20 protein-coding genes are annotated in these 25074 nt (G+C 73.7%); 11 read left to right on the plus strand and 9 right to left on the minus strand.

Features of this window, described 5'->3' with window-relative positions:
- Positions 1 to 55 precede the first annotated feature (55 nt).
- Both HUN59_RS13060 and HUN59_RS13065 read left to right on the plus strand, forming a co-directional pair.
- Positions 56 to 1612: an ABC transporter permease gene (locus tag HUN59_RS13060; protein ID WP_217483552.1), complete on the plus strand. Its 1557-nt coding sequence runs from the start codon at positions 56 to 58 to the stop codon at positions 1610 to 1612.
- A 30-nt stretch (positions 1613 to 1642) separates the two neighbouring features.
- Positions 1643 to 1930, plus strand: coding sequence for a hypothetical protein (locus HUN59_RS13065; protein WP_174778587.1), 288 nt, complete (start codon positions 1643 to 1645; stop codon positions 1928 to 1930).
- Positions 1931 to 1951: 21 nt separating this feature from the next.
- On the opposite strand, the gene HUN59_RS13070 is transcribed toward HUN59_RS13065, so the two are convergent.
- On the minus strand, positions 1952 to 2458 hold the full coding sequence (locus tag HUN59_RS13070; protein ID WP_058742581.1) for an 8-oxo-dGTP diphosphatase: 507 nt from the start codon (positions 2456 to 2458) through the stop codon (positions 1952 to 1954).
- Positions 2459 to 2522: 64 nt separating this feature from the next.
- On the opposite strand from HUN59_RS13070, the gene HUN59_RS13075 reads away from it, so the two are divergent.
- Both HUN59_RS13075 and HUN59_RS13080 read left to right on the plus strand, forming a co-directional pair.
- On the plus strand, positions 2523 to 2873 hold the full coding sequence (locus HUN59_RS13075; RefSeq protein ID WP_174778588.1) for a tryptophan synthase subunit alpha: 351 nt from the start codon (positions 2523 to 2525) through the stop codon (positions 2871 to 2873).
- A 40-nt stretch (positions 2874 to 2913) separates the two neighbouring features.
- Positions 2914 to 3804, plus strand: a complete 891-nt coding sequence (locus tag HUN59_RS13080) for an aminodeoxychorismate lyase (RefSeq protein WP_174778589.1) — start codon at positions 2914 to 2916, stop codon at positions 3802 to 3804.
- Between the two features lie 110 nt (positions 3805 to 3914).
- On the opposite strand, the gene HUN59_RS13085 is transcribed toward HUN59_RS13080, so the two are convergent.
- On the minus strand, positions 3915 to 5114 hold the full coding sequence (locus HUN59_RS13085; protein ID WP_174778590.1) for an amidohydrolase: 1200 nt from the start codon (positions 5112 to 5114) through the stop codon (positions 3915 to 3917).
- Positions 5115 to 5486: 372 nt separating this feature from the next.
- On the opposite strand from HUN59_RS13085, the gene HUN59_RS13090 reads away from it, so the two are divergent.
- Together HUN59_RS13090 and HUN59_RS13095 are read left to right on the plus strand one after the other, a co-directional pair.
- Complete coding sequence (locus HUN59_RS13090; RefSeq protein WP_174778591.1) at positions 5487 to 6617, plus strand: Fic family protein; 1131 nt, start codon at positions 5487 to 5489, stop codon at positions 6615 to 6617.
- Between the two features lie 9 nt (positions 6618 to 6626).
- On the plus strand, positions 6627 to 8801 hold the full coding sequence (locus tag HUN59_RS13095; protein ID WP_174778592.1) for a S9 family peptidase: 2175 nt from the start codon (positions 6627 to 6629) through the stop codon (positions 8799 to 8801).
- Between the two features lie 95 nt (positions 8802 to 8896).
- Here the strand turns inward: HUN59_RS13095 and HUN59_RS13100 are convergent, their stop codons facing one another.
- Positions 8897 to 10429: a CYTH domain-containing protein gene (locus tag HUN59_RS13100; RefSeq protein WP_174778593.1), complete on the minus strand. Its 1533-nt coding sequence runs from the start codon at positions 10427 to 10429 to the stop codon at positions 8897 to 8899.
- A gap of 59 nt (positions 10430 to 10488) precedes the next feature.
- Between HUN59_RS13100 and HUN59_RS13105 the strand changes: the two genes are divergently transcribed.
- The gene (locus HUN59_RS13105) at positions 10489 to 10761 is read left to right on the plus strand and encodes a mycoredoxin (protein WP_058741668.1); all 273 of its coding nucleotides are present in this window, start codon (positions 10489 to 10491) and stop codon (positions 10759 to 10761) included.
- 123 nt (positions 10762 to 10884) lie between these two features.
- Here HUN59_RS13105 and HUN59_RS13110 read toward each other — a convergent pair whose 3' ends face one another.
- Both HUN59_RS13110 and HUN59_RS13115 read right to left on the minus strand, forming a co-directional pair.
- Positions 10885 to 13011 carry a DEAD/DEAH box helicase gene (locus HUN59_RS13110; protein ID WP_174778594.1) on the minus strand — a complete coding sequence of 709 codons (2127 nt, stop codon included), beginning with the start codon at positions 13009 to 13011 and terminating at the stop codon, positions 10885 to 10887.
- Between the two features lie 485 nt (positions 13012 to 13496).
- Positions 13497 to 14741, minus strand: a complete 1245-nt coding sequence (locus HUN59_RS13115; RefSeq protein WP_058741662.1) for an aminoglycoside phosphotransferase family protein — start codon at positions 14739 to 14741, stop codon at positions 13497 to 13499.
- A gap of 80 nt (positions 14742 to 14821) precedes the next feature.
- On the opposite strand from HUN59_RS13115, the gene HUN59_RS13120 reads away from it, so the two are divergent.
- Entirely contained in the window at positions 14822 to 15898 is a 1077-nt protein-coding gene (locus HUN59_RS13120; RefSeq protein WP_174778595.1) for an FUSC family protein, read from the plus strand.
- Between the two features lie 46 nt (positions 15899 to 15944).
- Here the strand turns inward: HUN59_RS13120 and HUN59_RS13125 are convergent, their stop codons facing one another.
- Positions 15945 to 16448 carry a hypothetical protein gene (locus tag HUN59_RS13125; protein ID WP_174778596.1) on the minus strand — a complete coding sequence of 168 codons (504 nt, stop codon included), beginning with the start codon at positions 16446 to 16448 and terminating at the stop codon, positions 15945 to 15947.
- A gap of 250 nt (positions 16449 to 16698) precedes the next feature.
- On the opposite strand from HUN59_RS13125, the gene HUN59_RS13130 reads away from it, so the two are divergent.
- Together HUN59_RS13130 and HUN59_RS13135 are read left to right on the plus strand one after the other, a co-directional pair.
- Positions 16699 to 17376 carry a response regulator transcription factor gene (locus HUN59_RS13130; protein ID WP_058741664.1) on the plus strand — a complete coding sequence of 226 codons (678 nt, stop codon included), beginning with the start codon at positions 16699 to 16701 and terminating at the stop codon, positions 17374 to 17376.
- On the plus strand, positions 17373 to 18878 hold the full coding sequence (locus tag HUN59_RS13135; protein ID WP_174778597.1) for a sensor histidine kinase: 1506 nt from the start codon (positions 17373 to 17375) through the stop codon (positions 18876 to 18878). Before HUN59_RS13130 ends, HUN59_RS13135 begins: the two co-directional genes overlap by 4 nt.
- Positions 18879 to 18896: 18 nt before the next feature.
- On the opposite strand, the gene HUN59_RS13140 is transcribed toward HUN59_RS13135, so the two are convergent.
- The 3 genes from HUN59_RS13140 to HUN59_RS13150 all read right to left on the minus strand — a co-directional run bounded on the left by HUN59_RS13140 (position 18897) and on the right by HUN59_RS13150 (position 24869).
- Positions 18897 to 22307 (minus strand): error-prone DNA polymerase, encoded by a 3411-nt coding sequence (locus HUN59_RS13140; RefSeq protein WP_174778598.1) that lies wholly within the window; start codon positions 22305 to 22307, stop codon positions 18897 to 18899.
- A 13-nt stretch (positions 22308 to 22320) separates the two neighbouring features.
- A complete protein-coding gene (locus tag HUN59_RS13145) occupies positions 22321 to 23949 on the minus strand; it encodes a DNA polymerase Y family protein (protein WP_174778599.1) in 1629 nt (542 codons plus the stop codon).
- A 62-nt stretch (positions 23950 to 24011) separates the two neighbouring features.
- Positions 24012 to 24869 (minus strand): hypothetical protein, encoded by an 858-nt coding sequence (locus HUN59_RS13150; RefSeq protein WP_254629877.1) that lies wholly within the window; start codon positions 24867 to 24869, stop codon positions 24012 to 24014.
- Between HUN59_RS13150 and HUN59_RS19450 the strand changes: the two genes are divergently transcribed.
- The coding region (locus HUN59_RS19450) for a hypothetical protein (RefSeq protein WP_217483553.1) at positions 24870 to 25074 on the plus strand (205 nt) is incomplete at its 3' end.

Consider the following 25074-nt stretch of genomic DNA (forward strand, 5'->3'; position numbering starts at 1 on the left):
TGAGTGCACCGGGCGTATCGTGACGCTCCGACCAGCAGAAGGAGCACAGCGCCGAGTGAGCGAGCCGCGGAACGACGTCCCCAGGAACCACGACCTCCCTGATCGAGACGGAGCGCCGCGCACCGCCGCGCCGAAGCCCCGGCAGACCCGGCCCTCCACGCGGGGCGGCTCGAAGCCCCGCCGCGGTGCCCCGGTCGCCGGGAGCCGGTCGACCGGAGCACGCACCACCCGGGTCCGCCAGGCGCCCGTGCCCGAGCCGCAGCGGATCAGCCGCTACCGCCGCTGGTACGGCACGCTGCACCCGTCGCTGCAGCTCATCGGCCTGCAGCTCTGGATGCCGCTGTTCTTCATCGTCGGCTTCTGCCTCTGCTACGTCTTCGCGTTCCACGCCCCGCACCCGCACGACGTGCCCGTGGCGCTCGTCGGCAGCGACCCGACGCTCGTCGCCGCCGTCGACAAGGCCCTGCCGGGCGAGTACGTGTTCCACCTGTACGACTCGCTGGCCCAGGCGAAGCGCGACGTGCTCGCCGGGACGATGGCGGTGGCGTACGACCCGTCGACGAACCAGGTGTTCAAGGCCAGCGCGCACCAGTTCCAGGTGGCCTCGCTCGTCCCGGCGACACTGACGAGCGTCCTCACCGCGACCGGAGCCGCCGCCCCGACCGTCACCGAACTCGCACCCCTGCCCGCGTACGACGAGTACGGCACCGTCGCGATGTACGTCATGCTCGCGTGGTGCATCGGCGGCTACATGGTCGCGATGTTCATCGGCATCATGGGCGGCCCGCTCCGGCACCGCACCCGGATGACGGTCATCGTCGTCGGCGGCCTGGTCATCTCGCTCATCACGAACACGCTCGCCGGCCCGGTCGTCGGCGCGATCCAGGGCCACTGGATCGAACTCGTCCTGATCGCCTGGGGCTGGATCGTCGCGATCGGCCTGGCCGTGAACGGCCTGAGCTACTTCGTCGGCCGGTTCATCGCCGCCCCCGCGATGATCTGCTTCGTCTTCCTGTCGATGCCGTCCTCCGGCGGTGCGTACCCGAAGTGGTTCATGCCGGAGCCGTTCGCGTGGCTGAACAACGTCGTCGTCGGCTCGAGCATGGTCGACATGATCAAGCACGAGATCTACGGCGTCGGCCCGGGCTTCGGCCGCGGCCTGCTCACGATGGCCTGCTACGCAGCGGCCGGGCTCGTGCTGATGTTCTTCGGCAAGAAGCTCTGGGAACGGCGGCGGATCGCGGCGATCGTGAACGGCCGCACGACGATGTTCCAGGACGCCCAGAACGCCAACCGTGAGTTCCTCGGCAAGCAGCGCGACGCCGAGCTCGAGCGGCACGGGCTGACCTCGACCGAGACCGGCACGCTGAGCGTCCTGCGCGACGACGACTGGGAGGACGACCGCGTCGGCGGCGACGTCTTCACGGGTGGCCGGGACGGGCTCGAGGGGCAGGCACCGCAGACGGGCCGGATCCCCGTGGTGCGTCCGGCGGACCGGTCCGGTCCAGGGCGGCCGGGAGGCGCGGGGAACGGCCCGCGCACGCGTCCCGTCCCGCGGACGGACGCGTCACGCACCCCGGAGCCGCAGCACGGGCGGCACGCGGAGCGCTGAGTGACGCCTGCTCCGGCGTATCCTGGCGCGATGGACTCCCGCACCGTCTGGCACCGCACGCTCGTCACCGCCGTCGTCGTGTTCCTCGTGCTCGCCGCAGGGCTCTGGGTCACGAGCGTGGTCCTCGCTCCCGCCGACGGGCGGAACGTCGCCGGGCTGTTCGTCGGCTGGGCGATGTTCGCCGTGCTCGCCGCGATCGCGGCCGGCATCGTGGACTTCTTCGTGCGCCCGCTCGGCGGCCGGAGCGGTGACGCCGAGGTCATCGCCGCCGCGGAAGAGGCGCGGACCGGCAGCACCCGCACGCAGGCGCAGCGCTGACGTCGCCGACGGGTCCCGCCGTCAGACCCCGGTGCCGCTGAAGCCGGACACCGTCGCGTTGTCCTCGGCGAAGGTGAAGCGCGCGTCCACCGCTCCCCCGGCGAGCACGGCCGGCAGCCAGTAGCGCGCGTCGTCCCACATCGCGTCGTACGGGACGGCGTCGACCGGGATCCACCGCGGCTCGAGCTCGTCGCTGCCCGACGGGCTGCCGTGCCATCGGCGGCAGACGAACACGTCCGAGACCTGGGACCAGGACGGACGGTACGGGAACCGGTAGTCCAACGTGCCACGAGCCTCCAGGTCGGCGGGGTCGAGCCGCAGGCCGACCTCCTCCTGCACCTCGCGCACGGCGGCCGCCACCGGCGGCTCGCCGGTCTCGCGCTTGCCGCCCGGACCGACCAGGCGGCCCGTCCCGAGCCCGCGCCGCTTCTCGCCGAGCAGGACCTCCGGGCCGGCGTCGCCGTCGCGGAGCAGGTACACGACGACCACCGGGGCATGCTGGGACTTGCTCTCGTCGCGCTCGGTCACGCGTCCAGTCTGTCGGACGATCTGCCGTACGCTGATCCCATGGCAGGCGTGCTGCGGGGGCACCATGGCTGAGCCCCGCAGGACCGGGCGCAGCCTCGAAGTGCTGCGCGCCGAGGCCGCCGAGGAGATCGCGGTGCTCGTCGAACACCGCAGCCGCGCGGGCGAGGACCCGTGGGAGTTCATGCCGCTCCTGCCCACCGTCGACGAGCAGGTCGTGCTGATCCTGCAGGCCGAGTCCGTCGAGCTCGACGCCGCGATCGGGCAGCGGAGCGCGCACTGGGCGGTGCACCCGGCCTCCGGGCACGGCACCGAGCTCGGCGAGGAGTACCACCGGCTGCGCCGCATCGCCCTGCTGCACCCCGAGCTGACCCCCGCGGTGTGGAAGCTCATGGGCGCGCTGCCCGGCGACCACTGACCTGCGCTCCGGGCCGACCGACCTGCGGTTGGATGGGGGCATGACCGACACCGTCCTCGCCGTCCTCAACCAGCCCTCGCGGCACGCCGACCCCCACGACCCGTCGGCCGACGCGTACACGTGGGCGACGCCGCTCGAGGAGCACCTGCAGGTCCAGGACCTCGGGGCGATCCGCGGCGACGGGGTCTTCGAGACGATCACGGTCGTCGACGGCCGCCCGCAGGCGCTCGAGCCGCACCTGGCGCGGTTCGTCCGGAGCGCCGCCATGCTCGACCTGCCGGAGCCGGACGTCGACGCCTGGCGGCAGGCGATCGAGGCCGTGTGCGCCCGCCTCGACCCGGTGCACGAGGCGTTCGCGAAGACCGTCATGACCCGGGGCGTCGAGGGCTCCGGCCGCCCGACCGGCTGGGTCTACGCGGCGCCGTCCGGCGACCAGAGCGTCGCACGCACCGAGGGCATCGCGGTCGTCACGCTCGACCGCGGCTACCGGCACGACGTCGAGCGCACCTCGCCGTGGCTGCTGCAGGGCGCGAAGACGCTGTCGTACGCGGTGAACATGGCCGCCCTGCGCGAGGCCGAGCGACGCGGGGCGGACGATGCGCTCTTCGTCTCGACGGACGGCTACGTGCTCGAGGGCACGCGCGCGAACCTCGTGATGGCCGTCGACGGGCGTTTCGTGACGCCCCGGACGGACATCGGCATCCTCGCCGGCACCACGCAGGCCGACGTGTTCCGCTTCGCCGAGGGCGAGGGGATCGCCACGTCGTACGAACTGGTCACGCTCGCGGACCTCGAGGCGGCGGACGCCCTGTGGCTGCTCTCGAGCGTCCGCCAGGCGGCCCCGGTCCGGTCCGTCAACAGGGTCACCCGGGCGATGGACCTGGCGATGACCGAGCGCATCAACGACTTCCTGCTGTCCCGCGAGCAGTAGCCGCCGCTGCTTTCCCCCGGTCGGTTTCGCAAGACGCAACGTGGGCGGTTCCTCGCAGCGCTGTGACGCTGCGGGAAACCGCCCACGTTGCGTCTTGCGGGTGGAGGAGGTCACCAGCGCGGGGTGGTGACGCCCGTCCCGTCGGCCCACTCGAAGACGGACGCGCCCTCGATCCAGACGCGCGTCGCGCGGCTGGTCGCGGCGAGCGGGTCACCGTCCCACAGGACGAGGTCGGCGTCGAAGCCGGTCTCGATGCGACCGACGCGGTCCCCGAAACCGAGGAAGTCGGCCGGGTTGACCGTGAGCGCCTCGAGCGCGGTCTGCCAGGGCAGCCCCTCCTTGACGGCCGCGGTGGCCTGGTCGACGAGCATGTTGATCGGCACGACGGGTGCGTCGGTCGTGATCGCCACCCGGACACCCGCGGCGGCGAGGACCGCGAGGTTCGGGATGCCGCGGTCGCGGAGCTCGACCTTCGAGCGGCTCGTGAAGAGCGGGCCGTAGATCACCGGGACGTCCCGTTCGGCGAGCAGGTCGGCGATCTTGTGCGCCTCGGTCCCGTGGTTCACGACGAGCCGGTAGCCGAACTCGTCGGCGAGGCGCAGGGCGGTCGCGATGTCGTCGTGGCGGTGCACGTGCTGGTCCCAGGCGAGCTCGCCGTCGAGCACGCGGACCAGGGTCTCCTTCGTCAGGTCGCGGGTGAAGGGCTCCCCCTTCGCCGCTGCGGCGTCCCGGGCGGCGCGGTAGTCCTGCGCGGCGACGAACGCCTCGCGGATGACCTTCGCGACGCCGAGGCGCGTGGACGGGGTCTTCCCCTTCTCGCCGTACACGCGCTTCGGGTTCTCGCCGAGGGCGCTCTTCACGCTCACGGCGTCGGAGATGAGCTGCTCGTCGATGGTGCGGCCGCCCCAGGTCTTGATCGCGACGGTCTGGCCGCCGATCGGGTTGCCGGAGCCGGGCTTCACGACGATGCTCGTGACACCGCCGGACAGGGCGTCGCGGAAGCCCTCGTCGTCGATGTCCACGGCGTCGATCGCCCGGACGGCCGCGGTGTTCGCGTCGGTCATCTCGTTGGTGTCGTTGCCCGCCCAGCCGTTGGCCTCCTCGTGGATGCCGACGTGGCCGTGCGCCTCGACGAACCCGGGGACGAGCCAGGCGCCGGCGGCGTCCACGACGGGAAGGCCGGGCGGCGGGGTGACGTCCGGGCCGACCGCGGTGATGCGGCCGTCCTGGACGAGGACGGCGCCGCCGTCGAACTGCGGAGCGGTGACGGGGACGACGTGCGCCCCGGTGACGACGAAGGAGTTGCGCATGTCACCACGGTACGACCGTCCGTGCATGCGACATGTGGATTGCTGGCGGTGGAGCGGCGGCGGGTCCTAGCGTCGTCGGTCCCGGGTGCGTGGGGCACCCGGTCGGACGAGCCCGGAGGAGCCCTCGTGACCGTGTCTGATCCTGTTCCCGGTGCTGCGGCTGGCCCTGCCTCCGGTGCCGCGGCTGGCCCTGCCCCTGGAGCTGCCGCTGGCCCTGCCCCTGGAGCTGCCGCTGGCCCTGCCCCTGGAGCTGCTGCTGGCCCTGTCCCGGACGGTCGGCGATGGCCGTCGCACCGGCGCGAGGAGCGTCCGTGGCGGAGCAACGGACGCGGTCCCCGTGCCGACCGCGAGCTCCGCACCGTCTCCGTCTCCGTGCCGCCACGGATCGCCGACCTCGACTGGGCACCGGACGACGGCACGGCCGTGCTGCTCGCCCGGACCACCCTCGCGCTCCGTGCCCTCGACGAGGCGGACGGCACCGGGCCGCTCCGGAGCATGCTCCTCCGCACGGACGCCGTAGCCTCGTCCCGCATCGAGCACGAGGCCGCGGGGCTCGAGGACGTCGCCCGGGCGCTCGTCGGGGTCCGGGCGAACACGAGCGCCACCGTGATGGTGCACGCCGCTGCGGCCCTCGAGGGCTTCGTCGACGCAGCCGGGGCGGGCCGGATCGACGAGGACGCCCTGCTCGCGGCGCACCGCAGGCTGCTGCGCGACGACCCGGTGGACGGCCCGGTCGCCGGCCGGTACCGGACGGTGCAGAACTGGATCGGCGGCGGGGCCACGCCGCGGCTCGCCACCCACGTGCCGCCGCCCCCGGACCTCGTGCCCGGACTGATGGCGGACCTGTTCGCGTTCCTCGACCGCGACGACCTGCACCCGGTCGCGCAGGCGGCACTCGCCCACGCACAGTTCGAATCGATCCACCCCTTCACCGACGGCAACGGACGGATCGGCCGGGCGCTCGTCGCCGCGGTGCTCCGGCGGCGCGGGGTGACCCGGACCGTCCACGCACCGGTGTCGGCCGCGCTCGTCGCCGACCGGGACCGCTACTTCGCGCACCTCGACCGCTACCGGGACGGCGCCGTGGACGAGTGGGTCCGCGACCTCGCGATCGCCCTCGGGGCCGCCGCCGACGAAGCCCTCGTCACGGGACTCCTGCTCGCCGAGGCCGCGTCCGACCGTGCGGCGACGGTGTGCGCGACGGGACTGCACGCCGTGGTCGGACGCGGGCTCGACACCGACGGGGTGCTGACCGAGGACGCTGCCGAACGGCTCCTCACCGCGGTGGACCCGGTCGCCGGGCCCGAGACGCTCGACGCCGTGGTCGAGGACCTGTGCGCCGCCGGTGCGCTCCGCCCGGTCACCACGCGGCGGCGACGGCGGGCGTGGGTCGCGCCCGCCGTCGTCCGGGAGCTCGACGCCTTCACGGAGCGAGTGCGCGACGGAGTCGAGGCACGGGCGCGCCGACTCGAGCACGAGCGGCGCTCCGGGGGCGGCGCATAGGCTGGGTCGGTGAGCAGCGAGCACGCCCAGGCCACCACCCCTCCGTCCGCCGCGAAGCGGCCCGTCACCCGGAGCCACCACGGCATCGACTTCGTCGACGACTACGAGTGGTTGCGCGACAAGGAGTCCCCGGACACGCTCGCGTACCTCGAGGCCGAGAACGCCCACACCGACGCGGCGACCGAGCACCTCGGACCGCTCCGCGACCGGATCTTCGCCGAGGTCAAGAACCGCGTGCAGGAGACCGACCTCTCCGTGCCGGTGCGCATGGGCGGCTGGTGGTACTTCACGCGGACGGCCGAGGGCAGCCAGTACGGGGTGCACTGCCGCGCCCCGATCGCCGGCCCGGACGACTGGACGCCCCCGAGCGTCGGCGACGGAGACGGCACCCTCCCCGGGGAAGAGGTCGTCCTGGACGGCAACGCCCTCGCCGAGGGGCACGACTTCTTCTCGCTCGGCAGCTACGACCTGAGCGACGACGGCACGCGGCTCGTCTACGGCGTCGACGTCGAGGGCGACGAGCGTTACACGCTGCACGTCCGGGACCTGACCACCGGGCAGGACCTCGGCGACGAGATCCCGAACACCGGCGGCGGCGCGACCTTCGACCCGTCCGGCCGCTACGTCTTCTACCCCACCGTCGACGAGTCCTGGCGTCCCGACCGCATCTGGCGGCACGCCGTCGGCTCGGCGGCCGCGGACGACGTCGTGGTCTTCGAGGAGCCGGACGACCGCTACTGGGTCGGTGTCGGGGTCACCCGGTCGTCGCAGTACATCGTCATCGAGCTCGGGTCGAAGATCACGTCCGAGGCACTCGTCCTCGACGCGGCGGACCCGACCGGGGAGTTCCAGGTCGTGTGGCCGCGCCGCGAGGGCGTCGAGTACGAGATCGAGCATGCGATCGTCGGCGGCAGCGACCGGTTCCTCGTCCTGCACAACGACGGCGCCGAGAACTTCGAGCTCGTCGACGTCCCGGCCGACGACCCGACGTCCGAGCAGGACCGCCGTGTCGTCGTCGCACACCACCCCGAGCGGCGGATCGATTCGGTCGACGCCTTCGCCGGCCACCTGGCGCTCGAGTACCGGTCCGAGGCGCTCCCCCGCGTCGCGGTCATCCCCATCGAGGGCGACGGCTACGGCGACGCGCACGAGGTCCCCTTCGACGAGGCCCTGTTCTCCGCGGGGCTCGGCGGCAACCCCGAGTGGGACCAGCCGACGCTGCGGATCGGGTACACGTCCTTCGTCACGCCGTCCGAGGTGAGCGACCTGGACCTGGCGACCGGCGAGGTCACGGTCCTCAAGCGGCAGCCGGTGCTCGGCGGCTACGACCCCGACGACTACGTGCAGGAGCGCGACTGGGCGACCGCGGCGGACGGCACGAAGGTCCCGGTCTCGCTCGTCTGGCGCCGGGACGCCGTCGACCCCACCCGTCCGGCCCCACTGCACCTGTACGGCTACGGCTCGTACGAGCACTCCATCGACCCGGGCTTCAGCGTCATGCGGCTCTCGATGCTCGACCGTGGCGTCGTGTTCGCCGTGGCGCACGTGCGCGGCGGCGGCGAGCTGGGCCGGCACTGGTACGAGGACGGCAAGACCCTCACGAAGAAGAACACCTTCACCGACTTCGTCGCGGTCGCCGAGCACCTGATCGACACCGGTCGCACGAGTGCGGACCGGCTCGTCGCCGAGGGCGGCAGCGCGGGCGGACTCCTGATGGGCGCCGTCGCGAACCTGGCGCCGGAGCGCTTCGCCGGGATCCTCGCCGCGGTGCCCTTCGTCGACGCCCTGACGAGCATCCTCGACCCGGACCTGCCCCTGACCGTGATCGAGTGGGACGAGTGGGGCGACCCGCTGCACGACCCCGAGGTCTACCGGTACATGAGCGAGTACACGCCGTACGAGAACGTCCGCGACGACGTGCAGTACCCGCGGATCCTGGCGGTGACGTCGATCAACGACACCCGGGTGCTCTACGTCGAGCCCGCGAAGTGGACCGCCAAGCTGCGGGAGGTCGGTGCGCCGGTGCTCCTGAAGACCGAGATGGCGGCGGGCCACGGCGGGGTGAGCGGCCGGTACGACTCGTGGAAGGAGCGGGCGTTCGAGCTCGCCTGGCTCCTCGACGTCCTCGGGCTCGCCGAGGTGAACCCGGCCGCCGCGTCCGCTGAGCCGATCGCCGCCGGCTGAGTCCGTCGCTCGCACACGCTCAGCGACACCTCACGGGCTGACGGCCGCGTGGAGTGTCGCTGCGCGCGTGGAGTCGTGACGCCGCGCCGCGGGCGTCACACGCGGTTGAGCGCGTGCACCGCCTGGTCGTAGGACTCCTCCGCCAGGCGCACGCGGTCCCCCGCGAGCACGCCGTAGCCGAAGGTGCCCTCGCCTCCGCGCTCGGCGATGCCCGAGTGCACCCGCAGCACGTCGAGGGCGTGCAGGGACCGCACCCGCTCGGTGAGCACGTCCGCCGCGTCGCCGATCCGCTTCCACAGCGCGTGCGGGAACGCGTCGTCGCCGAGCACGTCCATCGCCGCGCGTGCCCGGGTGGCCGCGCGCCAGGCGTCCTCGGTCGCAGCTCGCTCGGAGGCCTCGCGGTCGACCAGGCCCACGCTCTCGTCGTCGTCGGACACCGCGCGCTGCACGAGTTCCCGCACCCGCGGCTTCTCGATCGCCGAGACGTCCTGCGCGACGTGCTTCGGCGACCGGAGTGCCCAGTCCGTCGGCGCCGGGCGTTCCACCGCGTCGTCGAGGGCGTCGAGCAACTCGAGGTAGGGCTCGTCGTGCAGGAACGCGACGACCTCGCGCACGGCGACGGCCCGACGCTCCCGTGTGGCCGCGAGCACGCGCTCCCGGGTCATCGCGTCGACGAGCAGGTCCTGCGCCGGGGACGACGCGTACGGCAGCCGCTCGACCAGGTAGTCGGCGAGTGCGGCCCGCGCCGTCACGGCCGCCAGGCCGTCCGCGGCCTCGGCCGCGCGGTCGGCCGCCTCGGTCGCGGCGAACGCGGGTCGGTAGGAGCCGAGCACCGCGGCGATGCCGAGGGCGGTCCGGGCCGTCTCGCGGAGGTCGGCCTGCTCGCCGGAGCGGAGCCGCGCCTCCTGTTCGAGCCAGCTGCTGCGCAGCTTCTTGAGCCGCTTCGTCAGCGCGCGGGCGGCGGTGCCCTTCTCCGGCTTGTCCGCGGTCCGGAGGCGCGGTGCCGGTGCTCCTGCCAGCCCACGTGCCAGCTTGGACGCCACGGCGGCCGGGGCGGCGCCGACGGCCGCGAAGCGCGCGTCGAGGGCCGCGAACAGCTCGTGCACGACCTGCTCGTCGACGCCGTCGACGGTCTCGACCTCGACCTCGCGCCAGGTGCGCGGCGTGGTCGGCGCGTCGTCGTCCAGGCGCTGCGCGGCGACGCGGTCGTCCGCGAGCTCGGCGACCTGCTCGCCGTCCTCGTCGAGGAGCCGGGTGATCGTGCGCGCCGTCGTGATGCGGACGACCGGGCGGAGTCCGCGCCCGCGACGCTCGGTGAAGAGCGCGGCGAGGACGGCGTCCGGGACGGTGTCGGCGTCCTCGGTCAGGGGGAAGTGCTGCTCGTGCCGGACGGTGTCGGACGCCGCGCGCTTGATGTGCCAGCCGGCGTCGGCGCCGCCGGTGCGTCGGCGGACGGTGACGCGGGCGGCGACGAGGTCGTAGCGCTCGGTGTCCCAGTACGTGGCGTCGAGGGCGATCGGCGCCTGGTGGTCGGTAGCCAGGATGCTGCCGACGCCGATGAGGTCCGGCAGGTCCCCGCCCTCGGGCAGGTCGTAGGTGCGCTCGATCTCGAGGTGCGTGTCCGTCACGCGCTCCTGTCTACCAGGAGCCACCGGGTTCCCCGAACCGGCCGGGTTAGCCTGTGGACATGAGCGAGACGATCACCCGCGACGCGTTCGTGCCGGAGGCCGGCGGCGTCACGATGTTCACCACGACCTGGTGCGGCTACTGCGCCCGGTTGAAGAGCCAGATGACGAAGGCCGGCGTGCCCTTCCGCGAGGTCGACATCGAGCACACGCCCGGGACGGCCGAGCTCGTCGCCGAGGTCAACGGCGGCAACCAGACCGTGCCGACGCTGGTGTTCCCGGACGGCAGCACGGCGACGAACCCCTCGCTCGCCGAGGTCCAGTCCCGCATCTGACCCGCGGTCACCGCCACCGCAGTCGCGCACCCGCGACGAACCAGGAAACCGACGTCGAACCAGGCCAGAGCCGTGGTTCGACGTCGGTTTCGTGGTTCGACGGCAGCCGCAGCCGCGAAGGGCTCAGCGCGAGAGCGCCTCCGTGAGCAGCGCCGCCATCGCGTCCAGCTGGATGTCGCCGGAGTCGACGAGCTCCTCGTCCGAGCCGTCCAGCGCGCGAGCGGCCAGGGACGCCTTCGAGTCGATGAGCTCGGCGATCTTGGTGTCGATCGTCTGCGCGGCGATGATGCGCCACGCGGTGACCGGTTCCTCTTGCCCGATGCGGTGCACGCGGTCGATCGCCTGGGTCTGCTCGGCGCTCGTCCACGACAGCTCCGCGAGCACGACGTTCGACGAGACCTGCAGGTTCAGGCCGACACCGGCCGCGGTGAGCGAGCAGACGATCACGGCGACCTCGGGGTCGTTCACGAACGCGTCGATCTCGGCCGTGCGCTGCGCGGGCGTCTGGTCGCCGCGGACGGTCGCGGTCTTCAGGTGCCGGCGCGCGAAGACCTCCTCCGCCTGGTCCATCACGTCGAGGTGCTTGGCGAAGAACACGACCTTGCCGACGTTCGAGGCGAGCTGCGCCGCGTAGTCCGCCGCGAGCTGCGCCTTCGCACGGCCGATGCGCCGCACCATCGAGAACACGTTCTCGCCGGTCGACGAGGCGTCCTGGTCCTCGAGCTCCCAGCGGGCGACCTGCCGGACGAGCTTGTGGTCGATGCCGACGACGGGGTCCTGCCCGGTCCGGGCGTCGAGCGCCTGGTGGTACCGGCGGACGAGCTTCGCGGTGAGCTCCCGCTCGGCGTCGCGGATCGAGCGGCCCTCTTCGCCGTCGAGCTCGACCGGGATGTCGGCGATGCGTCGGGCGGGGATGTCCGCCGCGACGTCGACCTTGCGGCGCCGGACGATGCCCTGGTCGATGACGGCCTTGCGCGCCTCGACGAAGAACCCGGGGTCCGCCGGCGTCAGGCCGATGTCCTCGAGCTCGTTCATGAGCTTCGCGCGGGGCTTCTTGTCGTCGATCCAGCCGAGGTACTCCCAGATCGTCCGGAAGTCCTCGACCGAGTTGATGAGCGGTGTGCCGGTCAGGGCCATGAGCAGCGGCGCCGCGACCCGCGACCGGATCTTCTCGGCGATCTGCAGCACGAACCGGGAGCGCTGCGACTCCTTGTTCTTGATGAAGTGCGCCTCGTCGACGACCATGCCCTTGAACCCGAACGACCCGAGCCACCCGGCGTGCCGGTCGAGGATCTCGTAGTTCACGATGACGATGTCGGCGAACCCGTCCAGGTCGCCGCCGTCGCCGTGGATGACCGTCGCGCTTCGGTTCGGCACCCAGCGCTCGGCCTCGCGTGCCCAGTTCGTCTTGACGACGTTCGGCACGACCACGAGCAGCGGGAACGCGTCCGCGGCGTCGGCGGCGAGCAGCGACTGCGCGGTCTTGCCGAGGCCGGGCTCGTCGGCGAGCAGGAACGTGCGGTGGCCGTGCGACGCGGCGGCGACGAGCTCCGCCTGGTGCTTCATGAGCGTGGTGCCCGACTTCGAGTGCAGCGTCGAGGGCTCCGGCAGCGGCATCGACGCCGCGCCCCCGCCCGCGCCGTACTCGAACGACTTGAAGAGCGGACCGAACAGCTCCCAGTTCGCCAGGCGTCGCGGGTGGGCGACGGGCTGGTCGGCGAGCGCGAAGTCCGGCGGCAGGAAGGGGTTCGCGAGCTGCCGCTGCACGACGGCCTGCGGCACGACCGAACGGACCGGGCTCTCGACCACGGGCGACGGCTCCGCCGCGATGACGAGCTCCTCGGGCTGCAGCTCCATGCCGCCCGCGATCATCATGTCCCGCTTGACGGTCCGCGTCGCCTCGCTGACGGAGGCCTCCTCGGTCAGCAGCTGGATGACGCTCGTGTCCCGGGCCGCGGTCTTCGCGAGGATGGTCGCGACGCCGTCGAGCCGCTTCAGCTGCTCCGCGCGCTGCGCGTCGGTGAGCTCCTGGTCGGCCTTCACCCGTGCGCGCTCCTCGCGCATGAGCAGGGCCACGGCCTGGAACTTCGACCGGTTCGACGCCTTCAGCGGGCCGCGCTGCGCGGCCGCCTCGACCTCGCGCACGGCACGTGCGAGGACCGGGATGACGCCGTCGTTGTCGAGCGGCCTGGTCCGACGCGACGCGGTCCGCGTCCCGCCGGCTGCACGCCGGGTGCCTGATCGAGCCAACGCTCCTCCTTGTTCCGCCCGTGTCCGGGCGAGCCGCCGTCGTGGCGGGAAGTCATCGACCGGCGCCTGGCGCGGCTCCGGTCCACGGGCCACCCTGGCCCGCTCGTTCGCCGGTCCCGCCTCGGGACGTCCGGTGGAGTCCCGCGGACCGTTCCGCCGTGACACCACTCGGTGTCGGGCACGACGGTCCGCGCCGGGATCCGGCGCCGTCGCACGCACGCGACGCCCTGCTGGGCGGTCACGGATCCGGTCCCCGCGTCGGTCAAGCGACCGACCGCCGCATCCGGAATCGACGCAGCACGCGGGCACGCGGTGCGTGCTCTGGGCAGTTTACTCCCGCACCGCCGACACCGGCGACTCCACGCGACCCGCGCGCGTCGCGTGGGCGACCAGGGGCCGGACTGGAGGCGCGTGGCGGTGCCGCCACGCGCCTCCCGTCCGTCGCCGTGTCGACCCGCGACCCTGCCCGGCGGGCCGACCGCCTGTCAGACCTGGGGGGCCGACCGCGGACGGACGAGCCCGTCCGACGGCAGCGCGGGAGCCGCCTCGGCGAGCGCCGCACGCGTGGCAGCGATGAGCTGCTGGGCCGTGGCGATGCCGTTCGCGGAGCCCGTCGTCGCCTGCCCACCGGCGTGCGCGAGGAGCTGCGCACCGATCGCCGGACCGATGCGGTCGGACTCGGCAGGGTTCCGCGCGACCCAGTCGCGGGCGACCGCGTCGGCGAGCCGCTCGGCCGCGGCACCCCGTTCCGCGTCGCCGCGCGACCGGTGCCACAACCCCGTGACGACGAGGTGCGCCACCACGGCGCCGATGTCCCGGACCGGGAACCCCCAGCCGGCGGTGTCGATGTCGAGCAGCCCGGAGATGCGCCAGGGCTCGTCCTCGTCGACGAAGACCTGCTCGAGGTGCAGGTCCCCGTGCACCACCTGCCGGGGCGCGCTGCCCCACCCGATCGAGCGGCGACCGATGTCGTCGTACAGCGCGTCGATCTCGACCGCGTCCTGCGGCAGCGCGGCGACGAGGGTCCGGCGGTGCCAGTCGGCGTGGTCCATCGCGTCCGCACGGGCCTGCTGCGTCATCGGCACCGTCGCGATCCGTCCCGTGAGCGCCGCGAGGGACGCGACGAAGCGCGGGTCGTCGGCGATCTCGGTGATGCGGCTGCCGGCGGGCACGCCGCGGATGCGCTCGAGGACGAGGAGCCCGTCGCCGCGGCTCGACAGCACGCGCGGGACCGGGAGCCCGGCCGCCGCGAACTGCTCGTGCGACTCGACGATCGGGGCGACGCGGTGCGGGCGGACGATCTTCAGGAAGAGGGTGCGCTCGGGGGCGTCGACACGGACCACCGCGCGCTTGCCCGGACGGTAGGCGGCGACCGAGAGCGTCGGGTCGGTGACCGGCATGCCGATGCCGCCGAGGAGCTCGGCCACCGCGTCGCGGTAGGTCACCTGCGGCAGGACCGGCAGGCCGGGGTCGTTCGGGTACGCCCAGACGGACACCGGGTCGCCGGTCGCCGGGTCGGTGACGATGGCGCTGTTCTGGTCGTGGGCCCCGCCGGTGTCGACGTAGGTCAGGACGGTCGACCGCTGGCCGGCGCGGTCGACGGTGTCGACCTCGTAGCCGTACAGGTACCCGTTGCCGGACGGCTCGACGGAGTGCGCCCGTGCGGCCACGACCGAGGTCCCGGAGCCGGCGAAGGCCTGCGGGATGACGCGCTCATGGTTGGGCCACACGGGACCAGTCAACCGCGCCGGTGCGGATTCGTCGCGATCGTGCACGGCTCGGCGTGCGGCTCGTGGCTAGCGTGGTCGACGTGAACCCGGTCTCGCGACTCCGCAGCTCCAGCCGGACCCCGTTCCTGCAGGTCGTGAAGACCGCGGTCGCGGCGGTCGCCGCCGTGCTGCTCTGCCGGCTCGTGATCGACGGCCCGTTCCCGACGTTCGCCGCGATCGCCGCGCTGCTCGTCGTGCAGCCCAGCATCAACCAGTCCTTCGTGAAGGGCCTCGAGCGCAGTGCCGGCGTCGTGCTCGGGGTGGTGCTCGCGACGGGGTTCCACCTGTGGCTCGGCGACGCCGTGTGGGTCGTGCTCGTCGTCATCGTGCTCGCGATCCTGCTCAGCTGGGCGCTCCGGCTGACCCCGACGTCCGCGACCCAGGTCGGCATCAGCGGCATGCTCGTGCTCACCGCCGGGGTGGTCACGCCGAACTACTCGGCCGACCGGATCCTCGAGACCGTGATCGGCGCGGTCGTCGCGCTCGTGGTGAACGCACTCATCGTCCCGCCGGTGCTGCTCGAGCCGGCGCACCTCGCGGTCGCGCGGCTCGCACGCGACACCGCCGCGGCGTTCGAGCGGATCGCGATCGGGCTCACCGAGGGGTGGGACGCCGACCGGTGGCACGAGGCACTGCTGCAGGCGCGGGCGCTCCGGCAGCAGCACGCCCGGGCCGAGGCCTCGCTCACCGCGGCCGGCGAGTCGCTCACCATGAACCCCCGGGGCGGACGGCACCGGACGATCCTGCAGCGGGACGTCGCGGTCGCCGAGCACCTGCGGGTCCTCGTGACGCGGGTCACCGGCATGACCCGGGCGATCCGGGACAACACCGCGCCGGGACTCCGCTCCGACCCCGTCGTCGGGAGCATCGCCACCGAGGTCGCCCGGATCGGCGCGGACGTCCGTGCGCTGAGCGCCCGCGTCGAGGCGACCCGGATCGACACCCCGGACGGCACGGCGGCGCTCGACGAGGGACCGGACCCGGCCGAGGCCGCCGCGCCGGCGCTCACGGCACCGCTGCGGGTGGTCCGGCCGAACTCGCAGCACTGGGTGCTCATCGGCGCACTGCTCGAGGACATCCGACGCGTGCGGGAGGAGCTGCTCGGCGAGGACGACTGACGCGGGCGCAGCGTGCCCGTCGCCTGCGGCCTGACTCGGGTGCGGGTCAGGCGTCGGCGCGTTCGGCGTGCGTCGGCTCGTCGACGAGCGTCGTCGCGACGCGGGGCAGATCACCCCGGACCCGGCCGTTGCTCGCCGGCTCGGCAGGCGTCGGCTCGGCACTCGTCAGTTCGGTGCCCGTCGGCTCGGTGCTCGTCAGGTCGGCGCTCGTCGACTCCGCGTTCGCCAGGTCGGTGCTCGTCGGCTCCGCCGCCGTGGCTGCCGCGAGGGCGGCGCGCACGAGGTCGTCGCGCAGCCCCGGCTCCCCCGGTGCCCGGTCGCTCGTCGGCGCGTCCGGCACGAGCCGGCGACGCACCTCCGCCACGACCGCCTCGGGATCGGTCTCCCTGGCCGCGCGGCTCGCGGCGTCCGGGACGCTCGTCAACAGGTCGGCGACGACACGCTCGCGCCCACCGTCCTCCAGCTCGCCGAGCACGTCGAGGCCGTCCCAGGCCGCGTCGAGCTCCGCACGCAGGCGGACGAAGGCCGGGTGGTCCGACTGGTCGTTCATGGTGCCCCCACTCGGACGCTGCGTCGGGTACGCCGCGTCCGGGGGAACCATAGCAACGCGTTGTAGGGGTTTCACCACCCCACTCCGCGGGACAGACCGTTCTGCCCTCGTCCGCGGGCCTCGGGACCCGCCGCGACCCCCGTTCCCAGGTGCCTCCGGGGCGATCATGTGACGAGATTCAGCGACTCCGGGGCCGGTACCGCCCCGACTGCCCCGTTCGATGCCACGATGGGCCGAGAGGAGGTCGATCATGCGCCTGTTGGTGGTCGAGGACGACGACGAGATGCGCGCGCTCATGGAGCGTGGGCTCGCGGCAGAGGGGTACCGCGTCACGGCGGTCGAGAACGGGGTCGAGGCGCTCATCGCCCTCGGCGAGCAGGGCTTCGACCTCGCGGTCGTGGACGTGATGATGCCGGGCATGTCCGGCTTCGAGCTCGCCCGCCGCATCCGCGAGCGCGAGGATCCGGTGCGGATCCTGCTCGTGACGGCCCGCGACGCCGTGGACGACCGGGTGTTCGGGCTCGACGCCGGTGCCGACGACTACCTGACGAAGCCGTTCGCCTTCGCCGAGCTCACCGCGCGGCTCCGCGCACTCGGCCGCCGCGAGAGCGCGGGTGCGCCCCGGACGATCGAGGTCGGGGACGTCTCCATCGACTCCGAGGCTCGCCGGGTCTCGATCAAGGGCCAGCGCGTCGCCGTGAGCCCGACGGAGTTCGCGCTCCTCCGGCTCCTCGCCCGCTCGGTCGGCACCGTGGTGGACCGGCCGAAGATCCTCGAGGAGGTCTGGGACGGCTCGCAGCACGTCGACCCGAACGTCGTCGAGCAGTACATCTCGTACCTCCGCAAGAAGCTGACCTCGCACGAGGCGACGGTCGCCATCTCCACCGTCCGGGGCCGCGGCTACCGGCTCGACCTGCTCGGGGCGTGACCGGGTCGGCACCCGTCTCCGGGGTCGGCCGCGTCGGGCGCGGCCTGCCCCGGCCCCTCCGGGTGCTCTCGCTGCGGGCGCGCATCACGATTGGTTCGACGGCGATCGCCGCCGTGGTGATCCTGCTGCTCGTGCTCGTCATGCGCTTCCAGGTCGTCAGCGTCGTCGCGAGCGCCACGCGGACGCTGCTCGACGCCGACGTCGACCCGTACGTGGCCACCCTCGAGGTCGACAGCGACCCGGACCTGTCGGCCCCGGGCAACCTGCAGCTCGTCGCGGTCGTCGCCCCGTCCGGTGACATCCGGCTGTCGACGATGCCCGAGAGCGTCGAGCGGGCCCTCGGCAGCCTGACCGCACGGCCGGCCGGGGCGTCGCTCGTCGACGTCGCCGGGTCCGAGTACCGCGTCGTCATCGAGCACCCCGTGAACCAGGCTGGGCGGTGGACCGTCGTCGCCGCACGCAACTCGCAGGCCGAGGCCATCGTCGTCGACGACCTCACCACGACCCTGTCGCTCACCGGCCTGGCGATCCTCATCGCCTTCGGCATCGCGTCCTGGGTCCTGGCGACGACGGCGCTCCGTCCCGTGAACCGGATGCGCCGCGAGGCCGAGCGGCTCTCCGTCGCGCCCGAGCGCGCGGAACTGCCGGTCGGTCCGGCACAGGACGAGCTGGCCTCGCTCGCGACGACCCTGAACGCGTTCCTCGCGCGCACCCGCCAGGCGACCGAGCGTGAGCGGCAGATGGTGTCCGACGCGAGCCACGAGCTCCGGACGCCCCTCGCGATCCTGACCACGCAGCTCGACCTCGCGTCGCTCGACGCGGACGACGCCACGGCGCTCGCGGCGCACATCGACCGCGCGAAGCGGAGTGTGGCCCGGCTGTCCCGCCTGGCGAACGACCTGCTCACCCTGTCCCGCATCGAGGAGTCCGAGCGCCGCGAACAGGACGGCGGACCGCCACCGCTCGCCGCCTGGACGGACCTCGGTGACGAGGTCATGGCCGCCGTGGACCGCGTGCGACTCATCGCGTCGACGAAGGACGTCACGGTCGACTTCGAGCTCGAGCCCCCGTCGACGGCCGGCGGCACGGACGAGCCCCGCTACCGACTCGACACCGGGGGCATCGCCCAGCTCGTGACGAACACCGCGAGCAACGCCGTCGCGGCACTCCCCCGCGGCGGCGGCGTGTTCGTCTCGTGGCGCACCGAGGGGACCGAGGGGGTCCTGCAGGTCACCGACGACGGTCCCGGTGTGCCCGAGTCGTTCATCCCGGTCGCGTTCGACCGCTTCACGCGTCCGGACGAGGCACGCACCTCGCGCCCCGACCCGGACCCCGCGACCGGCGCGGTCCCGATGCCGGGCGGCTCCGGCCTCGGGCTCGCGATCGTGCGCGCCATCGCGGAACGGGCGGGAGGCACGGCCGCCCTCCGCAACGTCCGTTCCGGTGGTCTCGAGGTCACCATCCGCATCCCCGCCGTCCACGAGCCGGCATCGCGCGGCTGACCTCCGGCCGGGTGCCGGTCACTGGAAGTCCCGCGAGCGCGTCCGGACCGCCAGGGGCAGGTGCTCGATCCGGTCGGCGACCAGGTTCACCACCCCGTCCGGCGACCGCTCGAGGATCCCGCGGACCACGACCGCGGGTGACTCCCGCGCGACCCGGCGGTACCGTCCCCACACGCCGACGCTGCAGATGACGTTCACGAGACCGGTCTCGTCCTCGACGTTCATGAACGTGATGCCGGACGCCGTCGCCGGACGCTGTCGGTGTGTGACGATGCCGCCGACCTCCACCCGGCGCCCGGTCTCCGCCGTCGCGGTGTCCTGCACGCTGAGCACCCCGCGGGCGACCAGCCGGTCCCGGACGTGCCGGACCGGGTGGTCGTCCGTGGTCATGCCCGTCGACCACATGTCGGCGATGAGCACGTCACCGCTCGTCATCTGCCCGAACAGCGGCGGCTGCACCGTGACCTGCGTGCCCGGGAGCTGGTCGGGACGCTCGGCCGCGGCCTGGGCGGCCGACCACATCCCGCTCCGCCGGTCGATCCCCAGGCCGGCGAACGCGTCGGCGGCGGCCAGGGCCTCGAGTTGCGCGGTCGTCAGCCGGACCCGCCGGGCCAGGTCGGACATGTCCGTGAAGGGTCCGTGCGCGGTGCGCTCGGCGACGATCGCCTCGGCGCTCCGCCTGCCGAGCGAGGCGACCTCGGCCAGCCCGAGCCGGACCGCGTACGCGCCGTCGCGACGGTGCCGTGCGGTGTCGTCGGGTGTCGCCGGGTCGAACGGCAGCACGGGCGGCTGCTCCTCCGCCGTGCACGCGTCGTCGCCGGCCGCCCCGGAGGCGTCGCCCAGCGCCTCGAGCGTGGCGTCGACCCCGGAGCGCAGCACGTCGGGTCGGAGCACCTGCACGCCGTGGCGCCGGGCGTCCGCCACCAGGGTCTGCGGCGAGTAGAACCCCATCGGCTGGGCGCGGAGCAGCGCGGCGAGGAACGCCCCCGGGTAGTGCAGGCGCATCCACGCGCTCGCGTACACGATGAGGGCGAAGCTGATCGAGTGGCTCTCGGCGAACCCGAAGTTCGCGAACGCCTGGATCTTGGCGTAGATGGCGTCGGCGTCCTCGCCGTGGATGTCGTTCGCCGCCATCCCGGCGTAGAGCTTCTCGCGCAGTCGCTCGATCTTCTCGAGGCCCCGCTTCGACCCCATCGCACGACGGAGCAGGTCGGCGTCGTCGCCGGAGCACCCGCCGACCGCGATCGCCATCTGCATGAGCTGCTCCTGGAAGAGCGGCACCCCGAGCGTCCGTTCGAGCACGGGTTCGAGCGACGGGTGGATGTAGGTGATGGGCTCCTCGCCGGTCCGCCGACGGATGTACGGGTGCACCGCGCCGCCCTGGATCGGCCCCGGTCGGACGAGGGCGACCTCGATCACCAGGTCGTAGAACCGCCGCGGCAGCAGCCGGGGCAGCGTGCCCATCTGCGCCCGGGACTCGACCTGGAACACCCCGATCGTGTCCGCGCGGCACAGCTGGTCGTAGACGCCCTGCTCTTCCTTCGGGATGGAGTGCATGTCCCACCGCTCCCCGCAGTGCTCGGCCGCCAGGTCGAACGAGTACTGCAGGGCCGCGAGCATGCCGAGGCCGAGCATGTCGAACTTCACGAGCCCCATGAACGCGCAGTCGTCCTTGTCCCACTGCAGGACCGTGCGACCGTCCATCCGGGCGTGCTCGATCGGCACGACCTCGCCCACCGGACGGTCGGTCAGCACCATGCCACCGGAGTGGATGCCGAGGTGCCGCGGGAACCCGAGGACCTGCTGCGCCATGTCGACGACCGTGTCCGGGATGTCGTGGTCCTGGCTCTCGGTCACCGACCCCCAGCGCTCGACCTGCTTCGACCAGGCGTCCTGCTGCCCGGGGCTGTGCCCGAGGGCCTTCGCCATGTCCCGGACCGCGCCCTTCGGCCGGTAGGTGATCACGTTCGCGACCTGCGCGGCGTTGAACCGGCCGTACTTGTCGTAGACGTACTGGATGACCTCCTCGCGGCGGTCCGAGTCGAAGTCGACGTCGATGTCCGGCTCCTCGTCACGCATCGCCGACAGGAACCGTTCGAACGGCAACCCGTAGCGGATCGAGTCCACCGCGGTGATCTCGAGCAGGTAGCAGACCGCGGAGTTCGCCGCCGACCCGCGCCCCTGGCACAGGATGCCCCGCTCGCGGGCGAACTGCACCATGTCACGGACGATGAGGAAGTAGCCCGGGAAGTCCTTGTCGGCGATCACGGAGAGCTCGCGTTCGATGCGCTCCCGCTTCACGGGGTCGACGCCGTCCGCGCTGCCCGGGTAGAACCGGCGGGCCCCGCGCCAGGTGAGCTCCCGGAGCCACGACATCGTGGTGTGCCCCTCGGGGACCTCGACGTCGGGCAGCCCGGGCTTCGCCGTCCGCAGTCGGAAGCCGAGTTCGTCCGCCAGCTCGACGCTCGTCGCGACCGCTCCCGGGTACCGGGCGAAGCGCCTGGCCATCTCGGCGCCGGAGCGCAGGTGCGCGGTCGGGGCAGCCGGCAGCCACCCGTCGATCTCGTCGAGGCTGCGCCGTGCACGCACCGCAGCGAGGGCGGTGGCCACGGGGAACCGATCGGGGGTGGCGTAGTGCACGTTCCCGGTCGCGACGACCCGCAGGGCGTGCCGCGCTGCGAGCCCGGCCAGGACGTCGTTCCGGGCGGTGTCGAGCGGATCGCCGTGGTCGGTGAGCTCGACGACGACCCCGGCGGTGCCGAACCGGTCGAGCAGCGCCCGGAGGGCTTCGTCCGCGGCGGACTCGCCCCCACGTTCGAGGGCCTGCCGCACCGTCCCCTTGCGGCAGCCGGTGAGGACCCGCCAGTGCCCGTCCGCCTGCGCCGCGAGGTCGTCCAGGTCGTACCGCGGCCGGCCCTTCTCGGCGCCGGTGGCCAGGTGCGCGCGCGTCACGGCCCCGGCGAGCCGGTGGTAGCCGTCCTGACCGTCCGCGAGCAACAGCAGGTGCGTGCCCTCGGGGTCGGGGACGCCGTTCTGCGGCCCGGTCAGCCCCAGGGACAGCTCGGTGCCGTAGACCGTCGACACGGTCGGGTACGCCTCGGCCACCTCGGCCATCCGGGCAGCACCGTAGAACCCGTCGTGGTCGGTCAGCGCCAACCCGTGCAGGTGCAGGCGCGCCGCTTCCTCGACCAGGTGCTCCGGTCCGCTCGCACCGTCGAGGAAGCTGAAGGTCGAGTGCGCGTGCAGCTCGGCGTACGGCACGACGGGTTCGCCGTCGTCGGACGGCGGCGGTGGCGGGACGTAGCGGGAGCGCTTCCGCGACCACGCGGGGCTGTCGCCGCCGTCACCGGCGTGCGCCGCGTCCGGGCGCTTGTCGGAGAGCGCGCGCTCGAACTGCGACCACGGGATGGGTGGGTTGCTGTAGCCCATCAGGCACCTTCCGTCACGTCGCGACCGCCTCGGCCCACCAGCGGTGGTCGGCGAGCACCAGGTACCACGCCCGGCCGCCCTCGTCGACGAGCTGCAGACGGTGCAGTCGACGACCGCCCGACTCCCACCAGCGCACGACCAGCGGCCACGGTCCCGCCCACGCCGTCACCGACGCGAAGCCGCCGCCGCGCTCCCCGTCGGCCCGGAACCGCTCCGGGGCTCCGGTCAGCGCCCCGCGGTCGTCCACGTCGACGGTGCCGCCGTCGGCCGTGACGACGTCGACCGGGCGGGGTCGTTCGAGCACGGTCGCCGGTGGCGGCCCCGGGAGCCTGCCGGGCCAGGGGCGGTCACGGACGGTCGCCAGGGCACGCTCGCCCCCGACCGGTGCGTCGCCCCAAGGGACGAGCACGACGCGCTCGGCCAGCGTGCGGCCCCCGCCGATCCGCGGTGTGACGACCCCGTCGTGCCCGACGAGCCCCTGCACGCGGGCCAGGGCGTGGTGCACGCGTTCGTCGGGACCGGTCCCCCACAGCCCGCGCTCGTGGTTCGCGGCGTCGTCCACCGCGACCGGTTCGAGCACGACCTGCACCACCGGTGCCTCGAGCCCGGAGGGGTCGACCCCGCCGGCGAGCTGCCACCGCACCCGGTCGACCACGTCGGCCGCGTCGAACCAGCGGGGGTGCACCCAGGTCCGCTCGAGCAACAGGTCGCGCTCGTCGACGATGCCGACCCGGATCGTCGTCGCCACGAGCCCCGCGGACCGCAGCCGCGCGGCGAAGTCGTCCGCCGACCGTCGGAACGCGAACGCGACCTGGTCGGCGCGGTCGAGCGGCGGTTCGAACGACGCCTCGACCCGGAGTTCGGGGGGCACCGCGCGCGAGGCGACCTCGCGAGGGTCGCGCCCGCCCGCGAGCCGGTGCAGGAAGGCGCCGGCGACCCCGAACCGGTCACGCACCTGCTCGTCGCCGAGTGTCGCGAACGCTCCGAGCGTCGCGATGCCGAGCCGCCCGAGCACCATCGCCAGGTCGGGGTCGCCGAGCACTCCGAGCGGCAGGTCGGCCAGGAAGTCCGCGGATCCCCCGACGGGCACGATCCGCACGCGTTCGCCGGGGCGCACCGGGCGTGCCCGGGCGGCCTGTTCCGCGGCGAACGGGGTGTCGGCGACCCCGGCACGCACCCCGGGCGCCCCGTGGTCGGCCGCGATGCCCGCGAGCGTGGCGGCCGCCGCGCGTTCGCCGCCGTAGTACCGCGCCGGGCCGCGGGAGCGCAGGGCCACCGTGCCTGGTCGCAGGACCTCGACCCCGGGGACGGCCGCCTCGATCGCGCGGATCACCGGTTCGAACGCCCGGTGGTCGAGCGCGTCGTCGTACGGCTGCACCACGAGCTCCGGGCAGCGTGCCTGCGCCTCGCGCACCCGCAGCCCGCGGACCACCCCCTGCTGCCGGGCAGCGGCGGAGCTCGCGAAGACCTGCCCGTGCACCACCAGGGCGAACGGCTGGTCCGGTGGCGTCCCCGCTGCCCGTGCGGCGGCGATCACCGGCCAGTCCGGGCACCACAGCACGACCGTCCGGGTGGGCGGGGGCTCCGGCAGGGCCCCGCCGCGGGCGACGGCGTCGGCCCGGACGGTCGCGGGCCCGGGCACACCGCTCCCCCGCACCGCCACGCGCGGCCCGGTCGTCCGGGTGCGCCCGCTGCCGCGCGGACTCACGAGGCCACCGCCACCGGACGGAGCACCCGCGTGTCGGACGCCCCGGCCGCCGCCAGCGGATCGGCAGCACGCACCGCGCCGTCCGCCGCCGGCAGGAGCAAGTCGGCGCTGACCGGACGTCCGGCCCCCGCGCGTCCCGAGGCCGTGACGGTGGCCCGACGCTCGGTCAGGTGTCCGTGGCCGTCGCCGATGCCGCTCCACACCGAGTCGGTCACCCGGAGCGTGACGTCGGCGCCCGGCCAGGCCCCCAGCGCGACGAGCGCCCCGCCGCGCTGGCGGAGCCGGGCACCCAGCCGGGAGACGTCCCCGGGCACCACGCGCCCGAGCGGCCGGGTGAGGACGACCTGCGCGACGTCGACGAGCGCCGCGGTCACGGTGAGCCACTGGTCACCCGGGTCAGGGACGAGCACGAGGCGTTCGAGGTCGATCCCCATCGCGGCCGCCGCTTCGACCCCGAGGGACGGCACGCCCACCACGGCGCACCACGCCCCCTCGGCCGAGGCCGCCTGCAGCATGGTCATCGCCAGCAGCACCGACTCCTGCACGGCGTAGGAACCGCCGACACGGATCACACCGCCCGGCAGCAGGGGCTGCAGCGCCGACGCGGTGGGCAGGCCCTGCACGTCGACCCGGGGGGCTTCCATCTCGGCGACCCGGGAGCGCAGCGCGGTGATGCGGTCGAGCGCCGCGCGAGCGTCCCCGAGGTGGTCGACCCGGCCCTGGTCAGCACGGCCCGAGTCAGCACGGCCCGGGCGGGCAGCACCGGCGGGCCCGGTCGACTCCCGCCGGGGTTGCCGCGGGGACCCGGGCGACCGGAGTGCCGCCGCCGTCTGCATGCCCTCATATTCGAACATGTGTTCGATGATGTCAACCAGGTCCGACATCCGGTGGACAACCGGATCGAACACCCGTTCGACACGCCCGAGCGCACCCGCGCGCACGCACCCGCCCGCCCGCGCGCCGCGTACGAGACGGCGGTCGAGGTGTGCCGTGCGGAGATCCGCGAGGGCAACGCGTTCCAGGTCTGCCTCACCACCGCCTTCGCGGTCGGCCTGGAGG

Source organism: Curtobacterium sp. Csp2 (assembly GCF_013347165.1).

What these genes read in the sequence shown, in the direction of transcription:
- HUN59_RS13065 (WP_174778587.1), top strand. Translation starts at nt 1,643, where the DNA reads ATGGACTCCCGCACCGTCTGGCACCGCACGCTCGTCACCGCCGTCGTC.
- HUN59_RS13130 (WP_058741664.1), top strand. Translation starts at nt 16,699, where the DNA reads ATGCGCCTGTTGGTGGTCGAGGACGACGACGAGATGCGCGCGCTCATG.
- HUN59_RS13125 (WP_174778596.1), bottom strand. Translation starts at nt 16,448, where the DNA reads ATGAACGACCAGTCGGACCACCCGGCCTTCGTCCGCCTGCGTGCGGAG.
- HUN59_RS13150 (WP_254629877.1), bottom strand. Translation starts at nt 24,869, where the DNA reads ATGTTCGAATATGAGGGCATGCAGACGGCGGCGGCACTCCGGTCGCCC.
- HUN59_RS13105 (WP_058741668.1), top strand. Translation starts at nt 10,489, where the DNA reads ATGAGCGAGACGATCACCCGCGACGCGTTCGTGCCGGAGGCCGGCGGC.
- HUN59_RS13140 (WP_174778598.1), bottom strand. Translation starts at nt 22,307, where the DNA reads ATGGGCTACAGCAACCCACCCATCCCGTGGTCGCAGTTCGAGCGCGCG.
- HUN59_RS13080 (WP_174778589.1), top strand. Translation starts at nt 2,914, where the DNA reads ATGACCGACACCGTCCTCGCCGTCCTCAACCAGCCCTCGCGGCACGCC.
- HUN59_RS13085 (WP_174778590.1), bottom strand. Translation starts at nt 5,114, where the DNA reads ATGCGCAACTCCTTCGTCGTCACCGGGGCGCACGTCGTCCCCGTCACC.
- HUN59_RS13075 (WP_174778588.1), top strand. Translation starts at nt 2,523, where the DNA reads ATGGCTGAGCCCCGCAGGACCGGGCGCAGCCTCGAAGTGCTGCGCGCC.